The 14,375-nt window shown below is 69.2% G+C and carries 18 protein-coding genes; 1 reads left to right on the top strand and 17 read right to left on the bottom strand.

Annotated elements, in window-relative coordinates:
* The 5 genes from ACFO3Q_RS03120 to ACFO3Q_RS03100 all read right to left on the bottom strand — a co-directional run.
* Positions 1–478: hypothetical protein (locus tag ACFO3Q_RS03120; RefSeq protein ID WP_377003168.1), on the bottom strand; the 478-nt coding region annotated here is incomplete at its 3' end.
* Positions 479–521: 43 nt separating this feature from the next.
* Positions 522–926 carry a hypothetical protein gene (locus ACFO3Q_RS03115; RefSeq protein ID WP_377003166.1) on the bottom strand — a complete coding sequence of 135 codons (405 nt, stop codon included), beginning with the start codon at positions 924–926 and terminating at the stop codon, positions 522–524.
* Between the two features lie 67 nt (positions 927–993).
* On the bottom strand, positions 994–1,236 hold the full coding sequence (locus ACFO3Q_RS03110) for a hypothetical protein (protein WP_377003165.1): 243 nt from the start codon (positions 1,234–1,236) through the stop codon (positions 994–996).
* Complete coding sequence (locus ACFO3Q_RS03105; protein ID WP_377003164.1) at positions 1,233–1,931, bottom strand: phage antirepressor N-terminal domain-containing protein; 699 nt, start codon at positions 1,929–1,931, stop codon at positions 1,233–1,235. Before ACFO3Q_RS03105 ends, ACFO3Q_RS03110 begins: the two co-directional genes overlap by 4 nt.
* On the bottom strand, positions 1,928–2,095 hold the full coding sequence (locus tag ACFO3Q_RS03100; protein WP_377003163.1) for an Arc family DNA-binding protein: 168 nt from the start codon (positions 2,093–2,095) through the stop codon (positions 1,928–1,930). Before ACFO3Q_RS03100 ends, ACFO3Q_RS03105 begins: the two co-directional genes overlap by 4 nt.
* Positions 2,096–2,256: 161 nt before the next feature.
* Between ACFO3Q_RS03100 and ACFO3Q_RS03095 the strand changes: the two genes are divergently transcribed.
* Positions 2,257–2,634 carry an Arc family DNA-binding protein gene (locus ACFO3Q_RS03095; RefSeq protein WP_377003161.1) on the top strand — a complete coding sequence of 126 codons (378 nt, stop codon included), beginning with the start codon at positions 2,257–2,259 and terminating at the stop codon, positions 2,632–2,634.
* A 128-nt stretch (positions 2,635–2,762) separates the two neighbouring features.
* Here the strand turns inward: ACFO3Q_RS03095 and ACFO3Q_RS03090 are convergent, their stop codons facing one another.
* From ACFO3Q_RS03090 to ACFO3Q_RS03035, 12 genes are all read right to left on the bottom strand, one after another.
* Positions 2,763–4,967 carry a hypothetical protein gene (locus tag ACFO3Q_RS03090; protein ID WP_377003160.1) on the bottom strand — a complete coding sequence of 735 codons (2,205 nt, stop codon included), beginning with the start codon at positions 4,965–4,967 and terminating at the stop codon, positions 2,763–2,765.
* Position 4,968: 1 nt separating this feature from the next.
* Positions 4,969–6,303 carry a hypothetical protein gene (locus ACFO3Q_RS03085; RefSeq protein WP_377003159.1) on the bottom strand — a complete coding sequence of 445 codons (1,335 nt, stop codon included), beginning with the start codon at positions 6,301–6,303 and terminating at the stop codon, positions 4,969–4,971.
* On the bottom strand, positions 6,296–6,889 hold the full coding sequence (locus tag ACFO3Q_RS03080; RefSeq protein WP_377003157.1) for a hypothetical protein: 594 nt from the start codon (positions 6,887–6,889) through the stop codon (positions 6,296–6,298). Before ACFO3Q_RS03080 ends, ACFO3Q_RS03085 begins: the two co-directional genes overlap by 8 nt.
* Position 6,890: 1 nt before the next feature.
* The gene (locus tag ACFO3Q_RS03075; protein ID WP_377003156.1) at positions 6,891–7,541 is read right to left on the bottom strand and encodes a hypothetical protein; all 651 of its coding nucleotides are present in this window, start codon (positions 7,539–7,541) and stop codon (positions 6,891–6,893) included.
* On the bottom strand, positions 7,531–8,040 hold the full coding sequence (locus ACFO3Q_RS03070; RefSeq protein WP_377003155.1) for a hypothetical protein: 510 nt from the start codon (positions 8,038–8,040) through the stop codon (positions 7,531–7,533). Before ACFO3Q_RS03070 ends, ACFO3Q_RS03075 begins: the two co-directional genes overlap by 11 nt.
* Positions 8,037–9,857: a hypothetical protein gene (locus tag ACFO3Q_RS03065; protein ID WP_377003154.1), complete on the bottom strand. Its 1,821-nt coding sequence runs from the start codon at positions 9,855–9,857 to the stop codon at positions 8,037–8,039. The genes ACFO3Q_RS03070 and ACFO3Q_RS03065 overlap by 4 nt, the downstream gene beginning before the upstream one ends.
* Positions 9,857–10,630, bottom strand: a complete 774-nt coding sequence (locus ACFO3Q_RS03060) for a hypothetical protein (RefSeq protein ID WP_377003153.1) — start codon at positions 10,628–10,630, stop codon at positions 9,857–9,859. Before ACFO3Q_RS03060 ends, ACFO3Q_RS03065 begins: the two co-directional genes overlap by 1 nt.
* Entirely contained in the window at positions 10,627–11,748 is a 1,122-nt protein-coding gene (locus ACFO3Q_RS03055; protein WP_377003152.1) for a hypothetical protein, read from the bottom strand. The genes ACFO3Q_RS03060 and ACFO3Q_RS03055 overlap by 4 nt, the downstream gene beginning before the upstream one ends.
* A gap of 82 nt (positions 11,749–11,830) precedes the next feature.
* A complete protein-coding gene (locus tag ACFO3Q_RS03050) occupies positions 11,831–12,388 on the bottom strand; it encodes a hypothetical protein (protein ID WP_377003151.1) in 558 nt (185 codons plus the stop codon).
* A gap of 4 nt (positions 12,389–12,392) precedes the next feature.
* Positions 12,393–12,641 (bottom strand): hypothetical protein, encoded by a 249-nt coding sequence (locus ACFO3Q_RS03045; protein ID WP_377003150.1) that lies wholly within the window; start codon positions 12,639–12,641, stop codon positions 12,393–12,395.
* Between the two features lie 54 nt (positions 12,642–12,695).
* Positions 12,696–13,754 (bottom strand): phage major capsid protein, encoded by a 1,059-nt coding sequence (locus ACFO3Q_RS03040; RefSeq protein WP_377003149.1) that lies wholly within the window; start codon positions 13,752–13,754, stop codon positions 12,696–12,698.
* A 224-nt stretch (positions 13,755–13,978) separates the two neighbouring features.
* Entirely contained in the window at positions 13,979–14,362 is a 384-nt protein-coding gene (locus ACFO3Q_RS03035) for a Gp49 family protein (protein WP_377003148.1), read from the bottom strand.
* Between the last annotated feature and the right edge of the window lie 13 nt (positions 14,363–14,375).

The following is a 14,375-nucleotide window of genomic DNA, read 5'->3' as shown; positions in this document are numbered from 1 at the left end:
CCTCGGCAAGATCGTCGGTGGTCGGCACCCGCTCCGCGATGCGGCGCCCCTTCTCGTCGAACTCGGTGGCGCGCAGCTCGCCCGCTTCCGCCGGCTCCACGTCCGCCAGACCCAGCCGGGGATTGCCCGTGGCACCCTCGCCGTCGTGGACCGTCAGCTCGCCCGGCTCCACGTCGATGCCGCGGGTCACCCACTGCCCGCTGGCCAGCCGCGTGACGAATCCCGTCGTGTCCAGGCGCTCCACCTGCACGACGTTCGCCGGGATCTCCCCGACGAAGCTCCAGAGAGTCTCCGCGATGCCGTTGTTCGGGTCCGGGCCTGGCGCGGGGGCGGCGCCGAAGTCCGCCGCGCTCACCAGCCGGCCGTCCGGCCAGCGCAGGTTCTTGCCCAGCACCGCCCCCGGCGTCGCCTCGTCGTCGAAGACGAACGCCTGTGGCCGCCCTGCGGCGTTGTAGACGGTGACCCGGCGCTTTGCCATGGCGCGCAGCCTGCAAGAGGCGCGCGGCGGTTCAAGGTGGCGCCTAGGCGGCGGACCACTCCGGAAGCGCGCAGCCGATACGCTCGGCGCGCCGCATTAAGGTGGCGATGCGGCGCTGCGCATCCCTCGCCAGGTGCGCGATCCACGGAATCTGGATGTCGGCGTCGCCTCGCACACCCACCGTGGCACGCGACCCGTCTTCGCGCTCGATCAGCAGACAGTAGGCGCGGCGTGATCCGGTCAGTCGGGCTGCCAGGATGCGGCGCGGCCGCTGCCCCACCTTGTCCCGCGAGAAGTACGCATCGTGGGCAGGGGTGAACAGGTTCCCGATCACAGGCACCTCCACCGCTTCGGCTGCAGGCACGTCTACCACCTGCCCCGTCTCCACGTCCATCGCTGCCACGCGGCCGCACTTGCGCGCCGCAGCGGAATCGCTACGCTTTCCCATGAAATTGTCCTCGTCCGATGATTTCGCCAGAGGCCCCCGGTGTTCGCGCACCGGGGGCTTCGTCTTTTCAGTTTGCTGCGAGGCCGAGCAGCGACGCGAACATCGCCTCCAGCTCTTCGCGGGCCTCCTGCGGTGAGTAATCTGCCGCATCTTCCTCATGCGCTTCGACCAGCCACGAAGCTGCCTCGTCGATCGACTTCTCCCCGTCCTTGACGGACATGTAGGCGTCGACCGCAAGTGCAGTTCCAGTGCACTGCGCGGCCGTCGCTTCGGCTTGGGGCCGCCCCGGAAACGCGATGACGTCGCTCATGCCGCGTCCTCCAGGTTCTGGAGACGTCGGGGCAGGCGCGCAGTCAGGCCAGCCGCGAAGTCCAAGAGCTTCGGCTTCCGATCCTTGTAGTCCGGGAAGCGCACGATCAGCACGGCGTCCTTCTTCCTGATCTCCGCCAGCTTCCATGCGTCCTCCGCGCTCAGCGACTTCTCGTCGATGGCCCCGAACTCGCCCCGCAAGGCTAGGTTGCAGAGGCGGTGCTCGTTCATGAAGTGGTGCCGCTTGGGCACCCGCCCCGCTTCCTCCATGACCTCCGACAGCATGTCGGTCACCACCCGAGCCATCGCCCGCTTCGAGTCGATCGCCAAGACCCTGTCGCGGACTCCGCCGGTGAACGCCTGGTGCAGCACCCGGTAGCACTCCCGCTGGTAGCGGACCACCTTCTCGCGGATGACTGGGCTCACCTTGTTCGGGTTGATCTTGAACAGCCAGCCCTGCAGGAACTCCTCCGGCAGGCAGACCATGGAGCGCCGCTTGCCATCCTCCGCAACCATGGTCTTCTCCACCACGGTTGCCCCGAGAACTTCGTCATCCGTGATCTTCTTGTGCTGGCTCTTCCAGTCGAGTCCCATCCCCTCGACGATGGGGCGCATCGCCACCCAGGCGACGCCGCGGTCGACGACTCCCAGCAGGGTCGCGCCCGCGAACTCGACCCGGACCGGCGCGGCGCTCACGCGGCCACCTTCATGTCTTCCGCCGCCTTCACCGCCCGCAGGTGGTAGACGATCTCGCTGTTCATCGACCGCAGGCTCTTCTTCGCCTCGCGTCGCACCCAGTCCCGCAGATCCACCGGCAGGCGAACCTGCACCGGGATCGTCTTCTGCTCCTCGTCGTTCATTGCCCGTCCTCTTGATGGTTTCAACCGCCTCGCGCTCGCACCATGCACGCGCTGTTGTGCGGTTCAACCCGCTGCGCGGTGCGTAGTGCTCGGTAGTGACACTACGTTGGCACTACTCATAGTGTCAAGCGTCTTGAAAGGTGCGGTGCCATACTCGGCGCATGTCGAAGTCGGACGACCATGTGCGGACACAGGTGCGCCTGCCTGTGGAGCTCCACGAGGCCCTGGTGGCGTCGGCGAATGCGCGTGGCGTGTCGATGAACGCCGAGATCGTGCGGTTGCTGCAGCAGGCGCTTCAGGTATCGGGTAGCGCGCCGGCGGCACCCGAGGACGCCGTCCAGATGATGTCGGACCACCTGCTGCTGGTGATCGACGAGGCGCTCCGCCACTTTCCCCAGCACCAGGCCGTCTTCAGCGCGTTCGAGGCTGCGGCAATGATGGTGGAGGCCGACTTCCGCCGCCGTGGGCGGCCGCAAGGGCCGCCGGCCGACATCCACGACATCAAGGCCGAGGCCGAGCGCCGGAGGAAGAACGGATGAGCGACGAGCGATACACAGCGGGCCGGTCCCAAGTTGCGAAGTGGAGCCGTGAAGCGTGGTTCCGCAAGAACCCGATGCGGACCCGCGACTACCTCCTGCTCGGACTCGCGGCAGTGTCCGTTGTGGCGCTACCGCTGATCATCGTCGCCCTGGTCTGGCATCTCGCTTCCTGAGAGCGCATCAGCAAGCGCCGCGACGTCCGGATCGTTGCTGGCCTCCGCAATGCGGCGCAGAACGACCAGCTGCTGAGGGAGCGCGCTCACGGGCATGTCCGTAGCGTCAGCGAGCCAGCGCACGGTGCGCGGGTTGGTGAGCGCCCTCGCGAGGACATTCATACCAGCGCCACCAGATCCCAGCAGCGCGGCCGAACCGAGATCGCCACGCAAGATCGATAGCCCCAGGCCGCCCCAGTAGCCCATGCCGGCCACGGCCGCGCCTGTCCCCGACGGGTTGCGCAGCACCCCCGACCCTTCCTTGATCCGACCGGCAACGCGGGCAATGCGGTCGAAGTCGGCGCTCATCTCCGGGCCGTAGCGGTTGAACAGCGTCGAGCGAGCCTCGGGGCTGAGCCGGTTCCAGTTCGTCAGGAAGGTCTGGGCCGAGAACACCTCACCTGCGGCGTCCTGGGCGCCTGGCGTGGCCATGCCCATGCGCCGGATCACAGCGGCGGTGACGTCGCGCTGCGCGTCCTCCGGCAGCGATCGCATCACCGATCGCAGTACTGTTGCGCCCTCGCGCGTGCCGCCCATTGCCGCCTGGAACACCGCTTCCGGACCGCCGTTCTTGTCCACGACCCGCTCGAGCAGCTCCAATCGATCCTGGCTGGCGCGGTAGTAGCTATTCGCCCGACGCAGCGCGCGTTCCGCCTCTGGTCCCGCCTGCTTCGCCAAGTCCTCCATGTCGCGCGTCAGCGCGCCGTAGACCTGCCGCAGCTGTGCAGTCGGCTTGTCCGGCGCCAAGGTGAAGGAGAAGGCATCCTCGCCGATCCTGCTGCGGATGGCCTTCACCGCGTCGTAGGGCAGCCCGGCGGCCCCGCGCGCCTGCGCCGCGGCGAGGTCTGCGGACACGTTGTCGGCCAGCGAGCGCAGCGCGGGGTTCACCAACGCGCCTGTCGTGGCCTCCGCGCCAGCGGTGGGGGTTGTGAGCGAGGCCAGCGCCTGCTGTGTGCGCGTGAGCGCGACCGGGGTGTCAGGAGGCACGAACTGGTCGACCTGGTCGTACAGCTGCCCGCGCCGAGCGCGCACCGCGGTCGAGAACTGGTCGACGCCACGGCGGATCGAACGTCCTGCTCCTTCCGCGGTCGGGTTGCTCGACATGCGCCGCGCGAGGCTGCTCAGGCCTTCGCCGATCTGATCGCCCTGCTGCTGGCCGAAGCGCGCCATGACCCCTCCGGCGGTCGGAGACGCGCCCAGGGAGTTCTCGACTGCTTGGCGCATCCAGCTCCCGGTCCCCTGGCCGACCGATGGTGTTGCACCGCCGAGCGCAGTGAAATCCTGCACCGCGTTCTCCAACGCCTGCCGATTCGATTCGCCTCCACGCAGGAGGCCACGAGTGGCAGCGGGCAGCCCGGACGTCAGGGCCGACGGAGCGAGTCCACCAGCCAGAGCCGCCACGATCTGCCCCGCGGGCGTGGCACCATCTTCCCGCGCAGCGCCACCCGCAGCAGCGCCTGTGGCGTTGCCGGCTAGCTGCAGGCCCGCAAACTTCGCCATTTCTTGGCCCACGCCCTGCAGCGCAGTCGGCCCGCTCGCGGCCAGCTGCCGCCCAGCCATAGCCTCTGCGGCAAGCTTTGGTGCCAAATTCGCAGCATCGGCGATCCCGCGAAGGTCAGAGGCTGCCCCAGAGAAGGCAGGGATCAGGTTCGCGCCGCGAGCTGCCATCTGTCGCCCTGCGCCGATCAGTCCGCCGCCGCCGGTGACCGCCTGGACCACATCGCCTGCGATGCGCTCGGTGCCGCTCTCGGGCTTCGGCAAGCCGATGGCATCCAGCGCCGCGGAAACGCCGGCGCGCGTGCCGTAGTCCTGCCGGCCGGTGGCGCTGTTCCAGAGGGCGATGGCCGGGTCTGTGACGATGCCGGCGAGCGAGGCGCCGCCCTCGGCGACGTTGCGCAGGAGCATGCCGACGCCGCGACCTGCGTTGTCGATGGCGGAGCGAGGCGGCTCGACAGGCGCGGGAGCCGCCGCGGACGCCGGGGCCGGTGCAGCAGGCGGCGGTGTCCCCTCGTCGAACTGGTCGAAGAAGTTGGCCGCGGCGCGCGGAGGCGACGTCACCGGTCGCGGCGGTGCTACCGGCGCAGCCGGTGCCTGATCGAACTGGTCGAAGAAGTTCGCCACGTCACTGCCCCAGGTAGGCCGCGGCCGCGCCGTCGCCGTACTTCGCGTCGAACTGGGCGGACAGGCCGGGATTTGTCATGAGCGCCTGGATGGCGGCCTGCGGAGGCTCGGATCGCGCAGTTGCCGCGGCGCGCGATGCTCGGGCACCCGAACCGCTGAGCCGAAGCATCGTCTCCACCAGGTTGGCCTGCACGTCGAGCGGCATCCTGATGCTCGGCACCATCGACCGCGCGCCCTCGACGTCAGGCGTCGTGATCGGCCCGGCCGGATCGTTGATCATCGCCTGCCCGCGCGCAGCGCTCTCGCCGAACGGCGTGATGTCGCGGTTCACCCGCTCCGACAGGAACGGGATCTCGCCGAGGATCGGGCCCTGGAAGAACCGGCGGCCGCGCTCGCGCAGCACCCGCGCTACGCCCTCCGGGCCTTCCGTCTCGAGGATCGCGTTGACCTGCTCGCGGCCCATCCCGGTCTGCGTGGCGACCTGGTTCAGCAGGGCCTCGCGCTGCATGGCGGCGCCGGCTCGCTGCCGGTCGTTGAACGTCGCGGCCACGCCGCCCTCTGCGCCGGACGTGTCCTGCGGGCCGCCCGGAATCACCTCGAGGTCTCCGTTCGCCGTGAAGCGGTAGCCGGAGGGCGCCTTCGCTCCGCCCGCCGCAGTACTCGCCGGCAGCGATCCAGTCAGGGCGTAGCGCGCCATGCTCTCGCCGGTGAGGCCGTACTGTTCGGCGAGCACGGCCCGCTGCTCCGGCGTCGCCGTGTCGGCGCGGCGCTGCGCTGCGAGCGCACGGTTCGCCTCCGCGCCGGCGTAGCTGTTCGCCGCCGAGGCCCGCGATGCACCAGCCTGCGCCTCCGCGGCCTGCGCGCGCGCGGCGCCCAGCATCGTGAGCCCCGGGCTCTGGCTGTCCGCCGTCTGGTTCGGGTTGATGAGGGCGTCGCCCTGCACGGCGGCGAGTGTGATCGGCTTGCCGCCCTGCACGGCCAGGAAGCGGTTCATCTCGTTGAGGTCGCCGCCCTGCGCCGCGGCCATCGCCGCCTGCTGCGCCATGTACGCCCCGTCGCCGAGCCGCGCCTGCGCGGCAAGCTGCGGATTGAAGCCCGCCCGCTGCGCCGTGGCGACCATCCGCGCCTGCTCCGGCGACCAGCCGCCGCCGGCCAGCGCCGCCTCGTACATCTCGCGCGCGGCGTTCTCGTCTGCGCGCTTCCGCGCCTCCTGCAGCGCATTCTCCGTCTGCGCGCGCCGGCTCAAGTACTGCTGCCCGTGCTGCTCCGCGATGCTGTTGCCCGCGATGGCCGTGCGGAAGAAGGCGCCGATGCCCTGCCCCAGCTGGTTAGACATTGCCCGCGCTCCCGTAGCCCGCCAGTCCGCTGCTGATCCCACCGAGGGCGCCCTGCGCCACGTCCAGCCACGGGTTGCGGCGGATGCCGCTCTGGCGCAGCCGGCTCAGGTAGGCGGTGCCCTGCGCATCCCGCGCCATGGTGCTGATTTGGTTGCCGAGGTCGCCGTAGCGGAAGCCCTCTGCCTGTCGTTGCATCGTCGGCGCGTCCATCCGTCCGTAGAGGCCAGAGAGGCGCTGCGCGTAGCCCTGCACGTCCTCCTGCGCCGCTCCCGCGCGCTTCGCGTACTCCTCCGAGGCGCCCTGCAGCTGAAGGCCCGCCAGCGCGCGCTGCTGGGCAGCCTGGACCTGCTCGCGGTAGGTGCCGGACCTCTCTGCCGCGGCAGGTGCTGCCGACGACTCCTCGAGCTGCCCGACCGACTGCCGGATCCGGTCGTTGATCTCCGCCTGCGCGCGCGTCTGGTCGCGGATGCCCTGCGCTGCGGCCGCGTCCTGGCGCTTCGCGGTCTGGTTGTTGTTGTAGACGCCGGCGCCGGTGCTCAGGAGCCCCGCGCCGATCGCCGCCCAGGTGACAGGATCCAGTCCCATATCAGCCCCCGAAGCCCTTGAAGCCCGGAGCCGGCGTCAACGCGCCCCACTGCCCCGGCGTGAAGTAGGTCTGCCCGAAGAGTGAGTCCTTCCGGCGCTCATTCGCTCGGTTCTTGGAGTCCTGCCAGACGCCAGACAGCTGCCCGAAGGCGTTGTCGACCGCGCCCATGTTCTGGTCCGCGCGCGCGCCGGCGAGGTTCACCCGCAGGGACTCCGAGGCGTTGCGCGCCGCGGTGGTGGCGTCCATCCCGCTCTGGACCATCTGCAGCAGGTTGAGCTTTGCCTGCTGGTCCTGGCTGCGGAGATTGGCCACCTGCCGCTGCGCGGCCTGCTCGGCGTTGAGGACGCCGCGGGTGTAGTTGTCCGCGACGCGCCGGTTCAGGTCGATGTCGGCGCTACCGCCGATCAGCCCGCTGCGCGCCATCGCGAAGCGGCTCTCCCGGTCGGCGTCAGCTTTCTGCCGGTCCAGGTCGGTGCGGTAGGTCTCCCTGACCGCCCCCAGGTAGTCCTGCAGGTCGGCCTCGCGCTGGGGCGAGCCGAAGATGTTGTTGACCTGGTTCGTCGCCGCAGCGATGGCGGCGCGGCGATCAGCCTCGGCGCGCTCCGCCTCTTCCCTCGCGCGCCGCTGCTCCTTGGATGCGTCACTGCCCACGCTTCGTCCTCCGCTCCGACTTCAGCAGGGCGAAGGTCGCCACGTCTTCGCCGTTGGCCCCGTAGCCGCGCATCACGCCCTCAGGGCGCATCTTCAGCCCGCGCACGTACCAATCAATGGCGCGCGTTCGCGACGCGATGCTGTTGGTCTGCAGCCGCCGGGCCCCGAACTCGTCGAACATCAGGTCCATCAGCGCGATGCTGCCCTTGGTGATGGCGCGCCAGTGGCGCTCCCAGGCCTCCGGGCTGCCGACCATCCACGACTGCCAGACGCCCGCGGCGACCTCCTGGTATCCGCCGATTGCGAGCGCGCGGTTCTCGTCGTCGAGGAGCACCGCCTTCACACCGGGCAGGTTCCAGAACATCGCCGCGGCGACGTCGGGGTCGTAGTGGCTGAGCCCCGTGACTGCGAGGTACTGCTGCTGCTCGTCCTCTCGCATTTGACAGCAGACGTGGAGCAGGTCCAGCAGACGGACGTTGAAGTTCAGGCGCGCGCTCAAGGATTCCCCCGGAGGTCGTCGAGGTAGAGGATCACCGACTGCAGCTCCCACTCCTGCGGACCCCTGAAGATGATCCGCACGGACATGGACGGCGCCGACAGCGGCATGGGGATGGGACAGCCCGGCACCGTGTCGGCGGGCACCTCGTAGGGCGCCGTGAACAGGCCCCCGTTGGTCTGGTCGAACCCGAACTGCACCTCGGCCATGCCGGTGCCGATGAGGTCGAAGGCGTGCAGCATCTTCGTCATGCCTGCCGGGCCGAAGTCGAGCCAGGGCCACTGGATCACGCCGTCAAAGTCCACGCCGTCGTCGTCCAGCGCGTTCTCGTCGACCTGGTAGATCACGTCCCCGCTGCGGAGGTAGAGCTCGCCCTCGCGCTGCGCATGCGCCTCCACCGGCCACGGCAGGTCGTAGGCGCTCCATGCGCCGACGCCGCCGATCTGGGACTGCGTGAAGACCAGGACCACGCGCGGGAACGCCAGCCAGTACTGCCCGGCACTGGGGTAGTAGAACGCCAGCGGCTCCTCGCCCTCCTGGAGCGCCAGCAGCTCGGCTTGCACCAGCACGTCCACCGGCATGCCGATGTCGCCGCTCTGCAGGTTGGTGCTGCCGCCAGCGATCGATACGGACCGCACGCCCAGGGTCGAGAGGAAGTAGACATCGCCGGCCACCGGCGCCGTCGCCTTCGGCCAGATGCTGCCGATGCCCTCGATGGTGTCGAGCAGCGACATCTGCGACGGGTCGGGGTCGACCTGCCAGAGCTGCATGGTGCTCGGCGTCCAGAGCGCCATGTTCCCGCGGTAGAAGGCCAGGACCTTCGTCTCGCTCGAGACCGGCGACTGCTGTCCGGTGTCGAGGAAGCCCGCGTCCTCGACCGCGGACCAGTCCCGCGGGTTGGCGGTGGCCGAGAACCGCGTGACGTCGCGGTAGGCACCGAACACCTTCGCCGCGGCGATCAGCACCACCGACGTGTTCGGGCAGTTGTCGTCCTCGATGTTCCGTGCCGTGGTGCGCCAGCTGATCGTGCCGTCGAGCACGAACGCGCCTGGCACTTCCGGCCATGCCGGCTCGGTCTCGCCGGTCTTCAGCACCGGCCGCGCCTCCCAGACCACCCGGTTGGTGAGGACGGCCTCCCAGATCACCTCGTTGTCGACGACCTGCACGCCGAGCACCGGCGGCCACGCCGGCTCGGTGGATCCGCTGCGGCCGGCCTCGGCCTGCACCGCCTTGTAGAGCAGCCCATCCGGCGCACCGGCGAAGGCGTAGTTCCAGGTGAAGCTGTCGAGCCGCGCGCGCGGCGTCGGGTTGTAGTTGGTCGCCTGCGTCGCGGTCTGCAGGACCGCCCACACAGCGCCTGCGGGGGCGACACCGGTCACGCTGATGCGGCGCCAGTCGGCCGCGGGACGCGTCACGCGGTTGCCCTGGATCGGTTGCCCGACCGGCTCGTCGTTCGCGTCGAGGTACACCAGCTGCAGCCAGAACGAGAACTGCTGCGACGGGCCGCCGAGGTTGACCATCGCGCTTGCGCTGATCGACTGCCCCGCGCGCACTGGCACCTTCGCCAGGTTCGTCGCCTCGCGGACCTGCGAGTCCTGCGCCGGCTGGACGAACAGCAGGCCCCAATTGCCCTGGTACGGCCTGCCCTCGACGCTCGTGCCGGAGAAGATCGAGAAGCCGGGCCCGAGGTCCCAGCCGACGTTCCCCTGCTCGAAGTCGGGATTCTGCAGCGCGGTCTGCACCACGCCGGTACTGGTGCGAGGCTGCACCAGTGCGCCGGGACGGTAGAGGGTGCCAGGGCTCCAGGTCGGTGCGGCCATCAGCGTGCCTGCTGCGGGATGTCGTTGTTGGATCGGCCGCCGCCATAGCCTGGCGGGTATGGGGTCGGCGGCGGCGCTGGCGCGGGTGGAGTCGGCGCAGACCCGCCGCCGGCATCGGTGTCCTCGATGACTTGTGCGCCCTCCTCCGTCGGCCAGACCGGCTCAACCGCGCCAGAGGCCGGAGCCGAGCCGATGACGTCGACCACGACGTACTCGAATCCGTTCTGCACCGTCGGCTCGACCACATCCCCGACCGCGCGCGGCACTCCGGGCGCCCACGCGATTCGGGGATCTCCCGCCCTGGTGGCCACATACGAGAACCCGTTCTGCACCGTTGGCTCGACACGGTCGCCAGCCATCTTGACCGTCTGCGGCGTCCAGGCGACGCCCTCAGAGAGCCAGTAGTGGAAGACCTCGCCCTGGTCGAATTCGGCGGCCACATAGAGCGCGCCGTAGAACGGTGCGGCGAAGTGGATCTTGCGCAGCTCCGCGCCCTCACGCGAGGGGTGACGCAGAACCTCGACCCGTACGCGGGGATCGCTGTTCTCGACCGGCGACGACGCGAAGACGACGAACACGCCCTCGAAAGCTGCCAGGCCCACCGTCCCCGGCGGCAGGTCGATGTGGCGGCGCATGCCAGGCCGGCGCTTGATCGTGCGCGCCGAGGTGACGTAGGCGTTGCGCAGATCCCAGAGCGCCTCCGCCGAGGCGCCGCCCTTTCCGCGCAGGCGGGTGATGCCGGCCTTCTGGCTGCTGAGCACGACCTGCCTCATGGCAGCGGCTCCCACTGCGGCTCGTCACGCGGGAAGGTCGGACGCGCCCCGGGGATGTAGCGCCGCGTCCCGTGCGCGCCGGCGACGAGCTTGCGGATCAGCACCTCGAGCTGCTGCACGTAGTTCCCCGCATCCGGCTGCTGGTAGTGCGCCTTCGCATTCGCCAGCGCCAGCAGGAACACGGCGTGGTGGTCGATGCTGGTGCGGTCTTCGTCTTCGCGGAAGCGGGTCGGTGGGAAGCGTCCCTTGACGCGGAGCTTCATGCCGGCGACGTCGGGCGCCGGGTGCACCTCGATGCACTGCCGGATCTCGAACCGCGTCGGCCGCCAGTTCTGCTCCGGCCGGCTGTAGAGTTCCGGCGGGATGCCCTGGATCAGCTCGTACCAGCGGCCGTCGCGCTCCACGCCGACCCACGAGAGCTTCCGCGGATCGAGCTCGACAGTGCAGGTGTCGACGTTGTCCACCAGGTCGTAGAACCGCACGCCGGGCAGCAGGTCCCAGGTGAAGAAGCGCTCCGTGCGCAGCACGTCATAGCGCCAGATCAGCTGCTGCTGGGCGTCGTAGAGGAAGTCGTTGAGCAGCTCGGCCATCCCCGGGGGTGGGTTCGCAGCCTGAGCGCTGAATCCCAGCCTGCGCATGAGGCTCGTGCGCAGCTCCGCCAGCGTCCGGCTGGGGTGCTCGTCCTCGCACTCGCAGTTGTAGCTGACCTCGGGTTGTGGGCCGTCGGCCCATACCTCAACCCGCATCTCGAACGAGTCCTGCCGGGATGTCTCGGTCCCGGCGCCAGCCCCGTACGTGATAGACCACGTCTCGCTCGTCTCAACGGGATTTGGCACGAACCTGTGCGCGTCGCGTGCCGTATCGCCGTTGTAGACGAAGGCCTCCTCGTCATCCGGGTAGTACACGACGTAGCTCAGACCCTCGTTGCCTACCACCGCATGGGACCGGTAGTCCGAGAATGTCAGCCGGAAGCGACGCGGGGTGTCCCAGAGATGGACGCTGAACCCGCCAGTCATGTCCGTGGCTCGGATGACGCTGCCGGACATCTCAGCGCCTCCAAAGCCGTGATCGTCGAACTCGTACTGGACGCCAGCGTCTGCGATCTGTACCCAGGGCATGCCCTACTCCCGACTCCTGAAAAAGCTCGGGCCGGCACGCGCCAGCCCGAGAAGCTCAACGGCCCATCGTTGATCGTGTAGGTCAGTTGCGGCTGTCGCGCTCGGCCTCGATGGCCTTCATCAGGCCGGCCCGAGGCGAGTCCTTCGCGCCCTCGTGCACCTCGAGCTCGTCCAGCTGCTCGTTGCTCAGGGACGGCAGCGCCGCGGTGATCTCCGGGATGGTCCCCTTGGCCAGAGCCTCGATCTCGCCGACCTTGTCGGCGCCGGGCGCCGAGCTCTGCTCGATGCCAGCGGAACCGGACACCCGCTGCTCGGGCTTGTGCCGGCGGATCAGCGTCTGCGAGGGCTTGACCGCCTCCCCGTCGCGGACCTTCAGACCCGCGGCCTTCAGGTCCGCCACGCCGCGCGGGTAGACCCGGTCGACGACCTGCAGGTTGCGCTTGTCGTACTTGTTGCGGAGCCGCTCGAGCTCGGTCCGCGCGTCGAGCTCGTCGCCGGCCCAGGTCTGCGAGTCGACGACCTTGACCTTGTTCTCGCCGCCGTGGAGCAGCTGGAGGATCGGAAGCTCGTGCTCGAACACCTCGGTGGGGAGCTTGGCCATCTGGTCGCGCGTGACGACCACGGTGAGGATCTTCGTCATGTCATCAGTCCATGTCCGCGATGAGGTAGAGGGGGCCGGCGCCGGCAAGCTGGATCCGAGGAGGCAGGTTCGCGATCTCCACCAGGGACCCAGCCTCGACCTCCAGGAACGTGGTGAAGTCGTCGGCAGCGGAGTCGGCGGCCTCGATGGTCACGGCCGAGTCGGAGAGGTTCACCGCGATGGCATTGGACCCCGACAGGAACGGAGTCGTGTCGAGCACCAGCGGCGTGTCGGTGACGGTGAGCAGTCGCATGTGGCAGTCCTTCTTGCGTGGCCAGCGCCCCGCAGGGCGCTGACCGGGTTGAGGTCAGGCGATCGAGAGGACCGCGTTCGCGTTGCGCTGGTTGGTGGTGAACGAGTACTTGCCCGTCACCGCCCAGAAGTGCGCGTACTGGTCGATGGGGCGCTGCGGCTTGCGCTCGCGCATCCAGTGCCCCTTCAGCGGGCGCAGCATCACCGTCTTCGTGTTGACGAAGTAGGCGCGCTTCGCCCACGGCACGGTGAAGGGACCGTAGAGCTCGTCCAGCTTGTCGAAGGTCGGGTCCCAGATCAGCTCGACGCCCTTGAAGAACAGGCCCGTCGTCGACGCGTCCACCGCGGTGCCGCCCCGGCCCGGGATGTTGAGCTGGCGGTTGATCGTGTCGAGCGCGTCCTTGCGGTAGGCGTCGAGGAAGTCGCTGCCGACGTAGATGCGGTCGGGCGTGCCGCGCTTGCCGTACAGGCTCGCCGCGCGCCAGGCCCGCTCCATCTCCTGCACCAGGTTGCCGGCGCTGGCCGTGCTGATCCCGGTGTTGACGATGTTGCGCCAGAAGGCGTTCTCGGCCGCATCGATGCCACCGACCACGCCCACCTCGGGCGTCAGCGAGATGATCGAGGACAGCCCCGGCGCCGCCTTCGGGTCCTGCGTGCCGTCGAGGTGCAGGGACTCGTCCAGCTTCTCCATCGCGCCGAGCTTCAGCGTCGTGCGCTGCTCCTCGATCAGGTTGACGAGCTGGATCTTCTCGGCCTCCGACACGACGCTGGTCTCGCCGTCGTCCGTGATGTTGATGCCGTTGGCGGCGAGGCGGTCCTCGTCGAGGCCGAAGCCGTCGTGGAAGTCGTACCAGGGGTACTTCGCCTGCTCGATGGTGTCCTTCTCGTTGAAGGTCACCCGGTCCTTGCCGAAGTAGTGCTGAAAGTTGGAGTCGTTCGAGACGCGGATGTTCTCGGTGACGTACTCGTTGCCGCCGATGCGCTCCTTCTTCTTCGCGATCATGTCGCGCAGGAAGGGGTGGTCGGTGTTGACCTGGTCGAAGGGGTCGTTCTTGGCGTGGTACTCGAGCTGATAGCGCGCGCCGCGCTCGAACTCGGCCTGGGTGAAGGGCATTTCGCAATCCTCGAAGGGTAGATGAGCTGGCCTTTCGGCCGACTGATCCGCTTCGAGGGGCGCGACGCCTCAGTGCTGCGCTACCGGACGCGACTCCGGCGATTCGGCTGAGCGGTGTTCAGGGTGAGGGGCTGCGCCGCGCTCCGGTCCGGGTGATCCCGACCCTGCTGCGCGACGGTCGCCCCGCCCTGCTGGCCCGCACTCTGCTGCCCGGAGGCGGCGAATCAAGCCCCGGTCGCGAGCCCCCTCGCCAGCGCATCGCGCAGCCTGAAGCCCAGCAGCGGCCAGACCTTCGCGACCGCGTTCTGCCGCGCGATCTTGCGGCCGATCTCGGCGTCGAAGTTCTCCGGGCTGGCGCAGGCCGACTCGCCTGTGACGGTGAAGCCGTTGCGCAACACGAGGACGCAGAAGGTCAGCAAGTGCAGAGCCTTCGGCACTGCAAGCTCCGCGCTGCTGTCGCCGCAGGTGGACAGCTCCTGAAACGCGCCCTGCGCTGCGGTGAAGTAGTACTCGCTGTCGATCTCCGCCTCGATGTCGTCGGGCGTGACGCGTGGCGCGGTCAGGCCCTTGGCTTGGATCTCGTGTTCGATCTGCTTGTCGGTGGACATGCTGCTCTCCGTT

Source organism: Coralloluteibacterium thermophilum (genome assembly GCF_042654365.1).
In the GTDB taxonomy this organism is placed as follows: Bacteria; Pseudomonadota; Gammaproteobacteria; order Xanthomonadales; family Xanthomonadaceae; genus Coralloluteibacterium; species Coralloluteibacterium thermophilum.
This window is presented reverse-complemented; position numbering and strand designations above follow the sequence as displayed.

Excerpts from the sequence above, each read along its gene's own strand:
- ACFO3Q_RS03110 (WP_377003165.1), bottom strand. The coding sequence starts at position 1,236 with ATGAGCGACGTCATCGCGTTTCCGGGGCGGCCCCAAGCCGAAGCGACG.
- ACFO3Q_RS03095 (WP_377003161.1), top strand. The coding sequence starts at position 2,257 with ATGTCGAAGTCGGACGACCATGTGCGGACACAGGTGCGCCTGCCTGTG.
- ACFO3Q_RS03065 (WP_377003154.1), bottom strand. The coding sequence starts at position 9,857 with ATGGCCGCACCGACCTGGAGCCCTGGCACCCTCTACCGTCCCGGCGCA.
- ACFO3Q_RS03055 (WP_377003152.1), bottom strand. The coding sequence starts at position 11,748 with ATGCCCTGGGTACAGATCGCAGACGCTGGCGTCCAGTACGAGTTCGAC.
- ACFO3Q_RS03115 (WP_377003166.1), bottom strand. The coding sequence starts at position 926 with ATGGGAAAGCGTAGCGATTCCGCTGCGGCGCGCAAGTGCGGCCGCGTG.
- ACFO3Q_RS03100 (WP_377003163.1), bottom strand. The coding sequence starts at position 2,095 with ATGAACGACGAGGAGCAGAAGACGATCCCGGTGCAGGTTCGCCTGCCG.
- ACFO3Q_RS03035 (WP_377003148.1), bottom strand. The coding sequence starts at position 14,362 with ATGTCCACCGACAAGCAGATCGAACACGAGATCCAAGCCAAGGGCCTG.
- ACFO3Q_RS03050 (WP_377003151.1), bottom strand. The coding sequence starts at position 12,388 with ATGACGAAGATCCTCACCGTGGTCGTCACGCGCGACCAGATGGCCAAG.
- ACFO3Q_RS03060 (WP_377003153.1), bottom strand. The coding sequence starts at position 10,630 with ATGAGGCAGGTCGTGCTCAGCAGCCAGAAGGCCGGCATCACCCGCCTG.
- ACFO3Q_RS03080 (WP_377003157.1), bottom strand. The coding sequence starts at position 6,889 with ATGGGACTGGATCCTGTCACCTGGGCGGCGATCGGCGCGGGGCTCCTG.
- ACFO3Q_RS03045 (WP_377003150.1), bottom strand. The coding sequence starts at position 12,641 with ATGCGACTGCTCACCGTCACCGACACGCCGCTGGTGCTCGACACGACT.
- ACFO3Q_RS03085 (WP_377003159.1), bottom strand. The coding sequence starts at position 6,303 with ATGTCTAACCAGCTGGGGCAGGGCATCGGCGCCTTCTTCCGCACGGCC.
- ACFO3Q_RS03040 (WP_377003149.1), bottom strand. The coding sequence starts at position 13,754 with ATGCCCTTCACCCAGGCCGAGTTCGAGCGCGGCGCGCGCTATCAGCTC.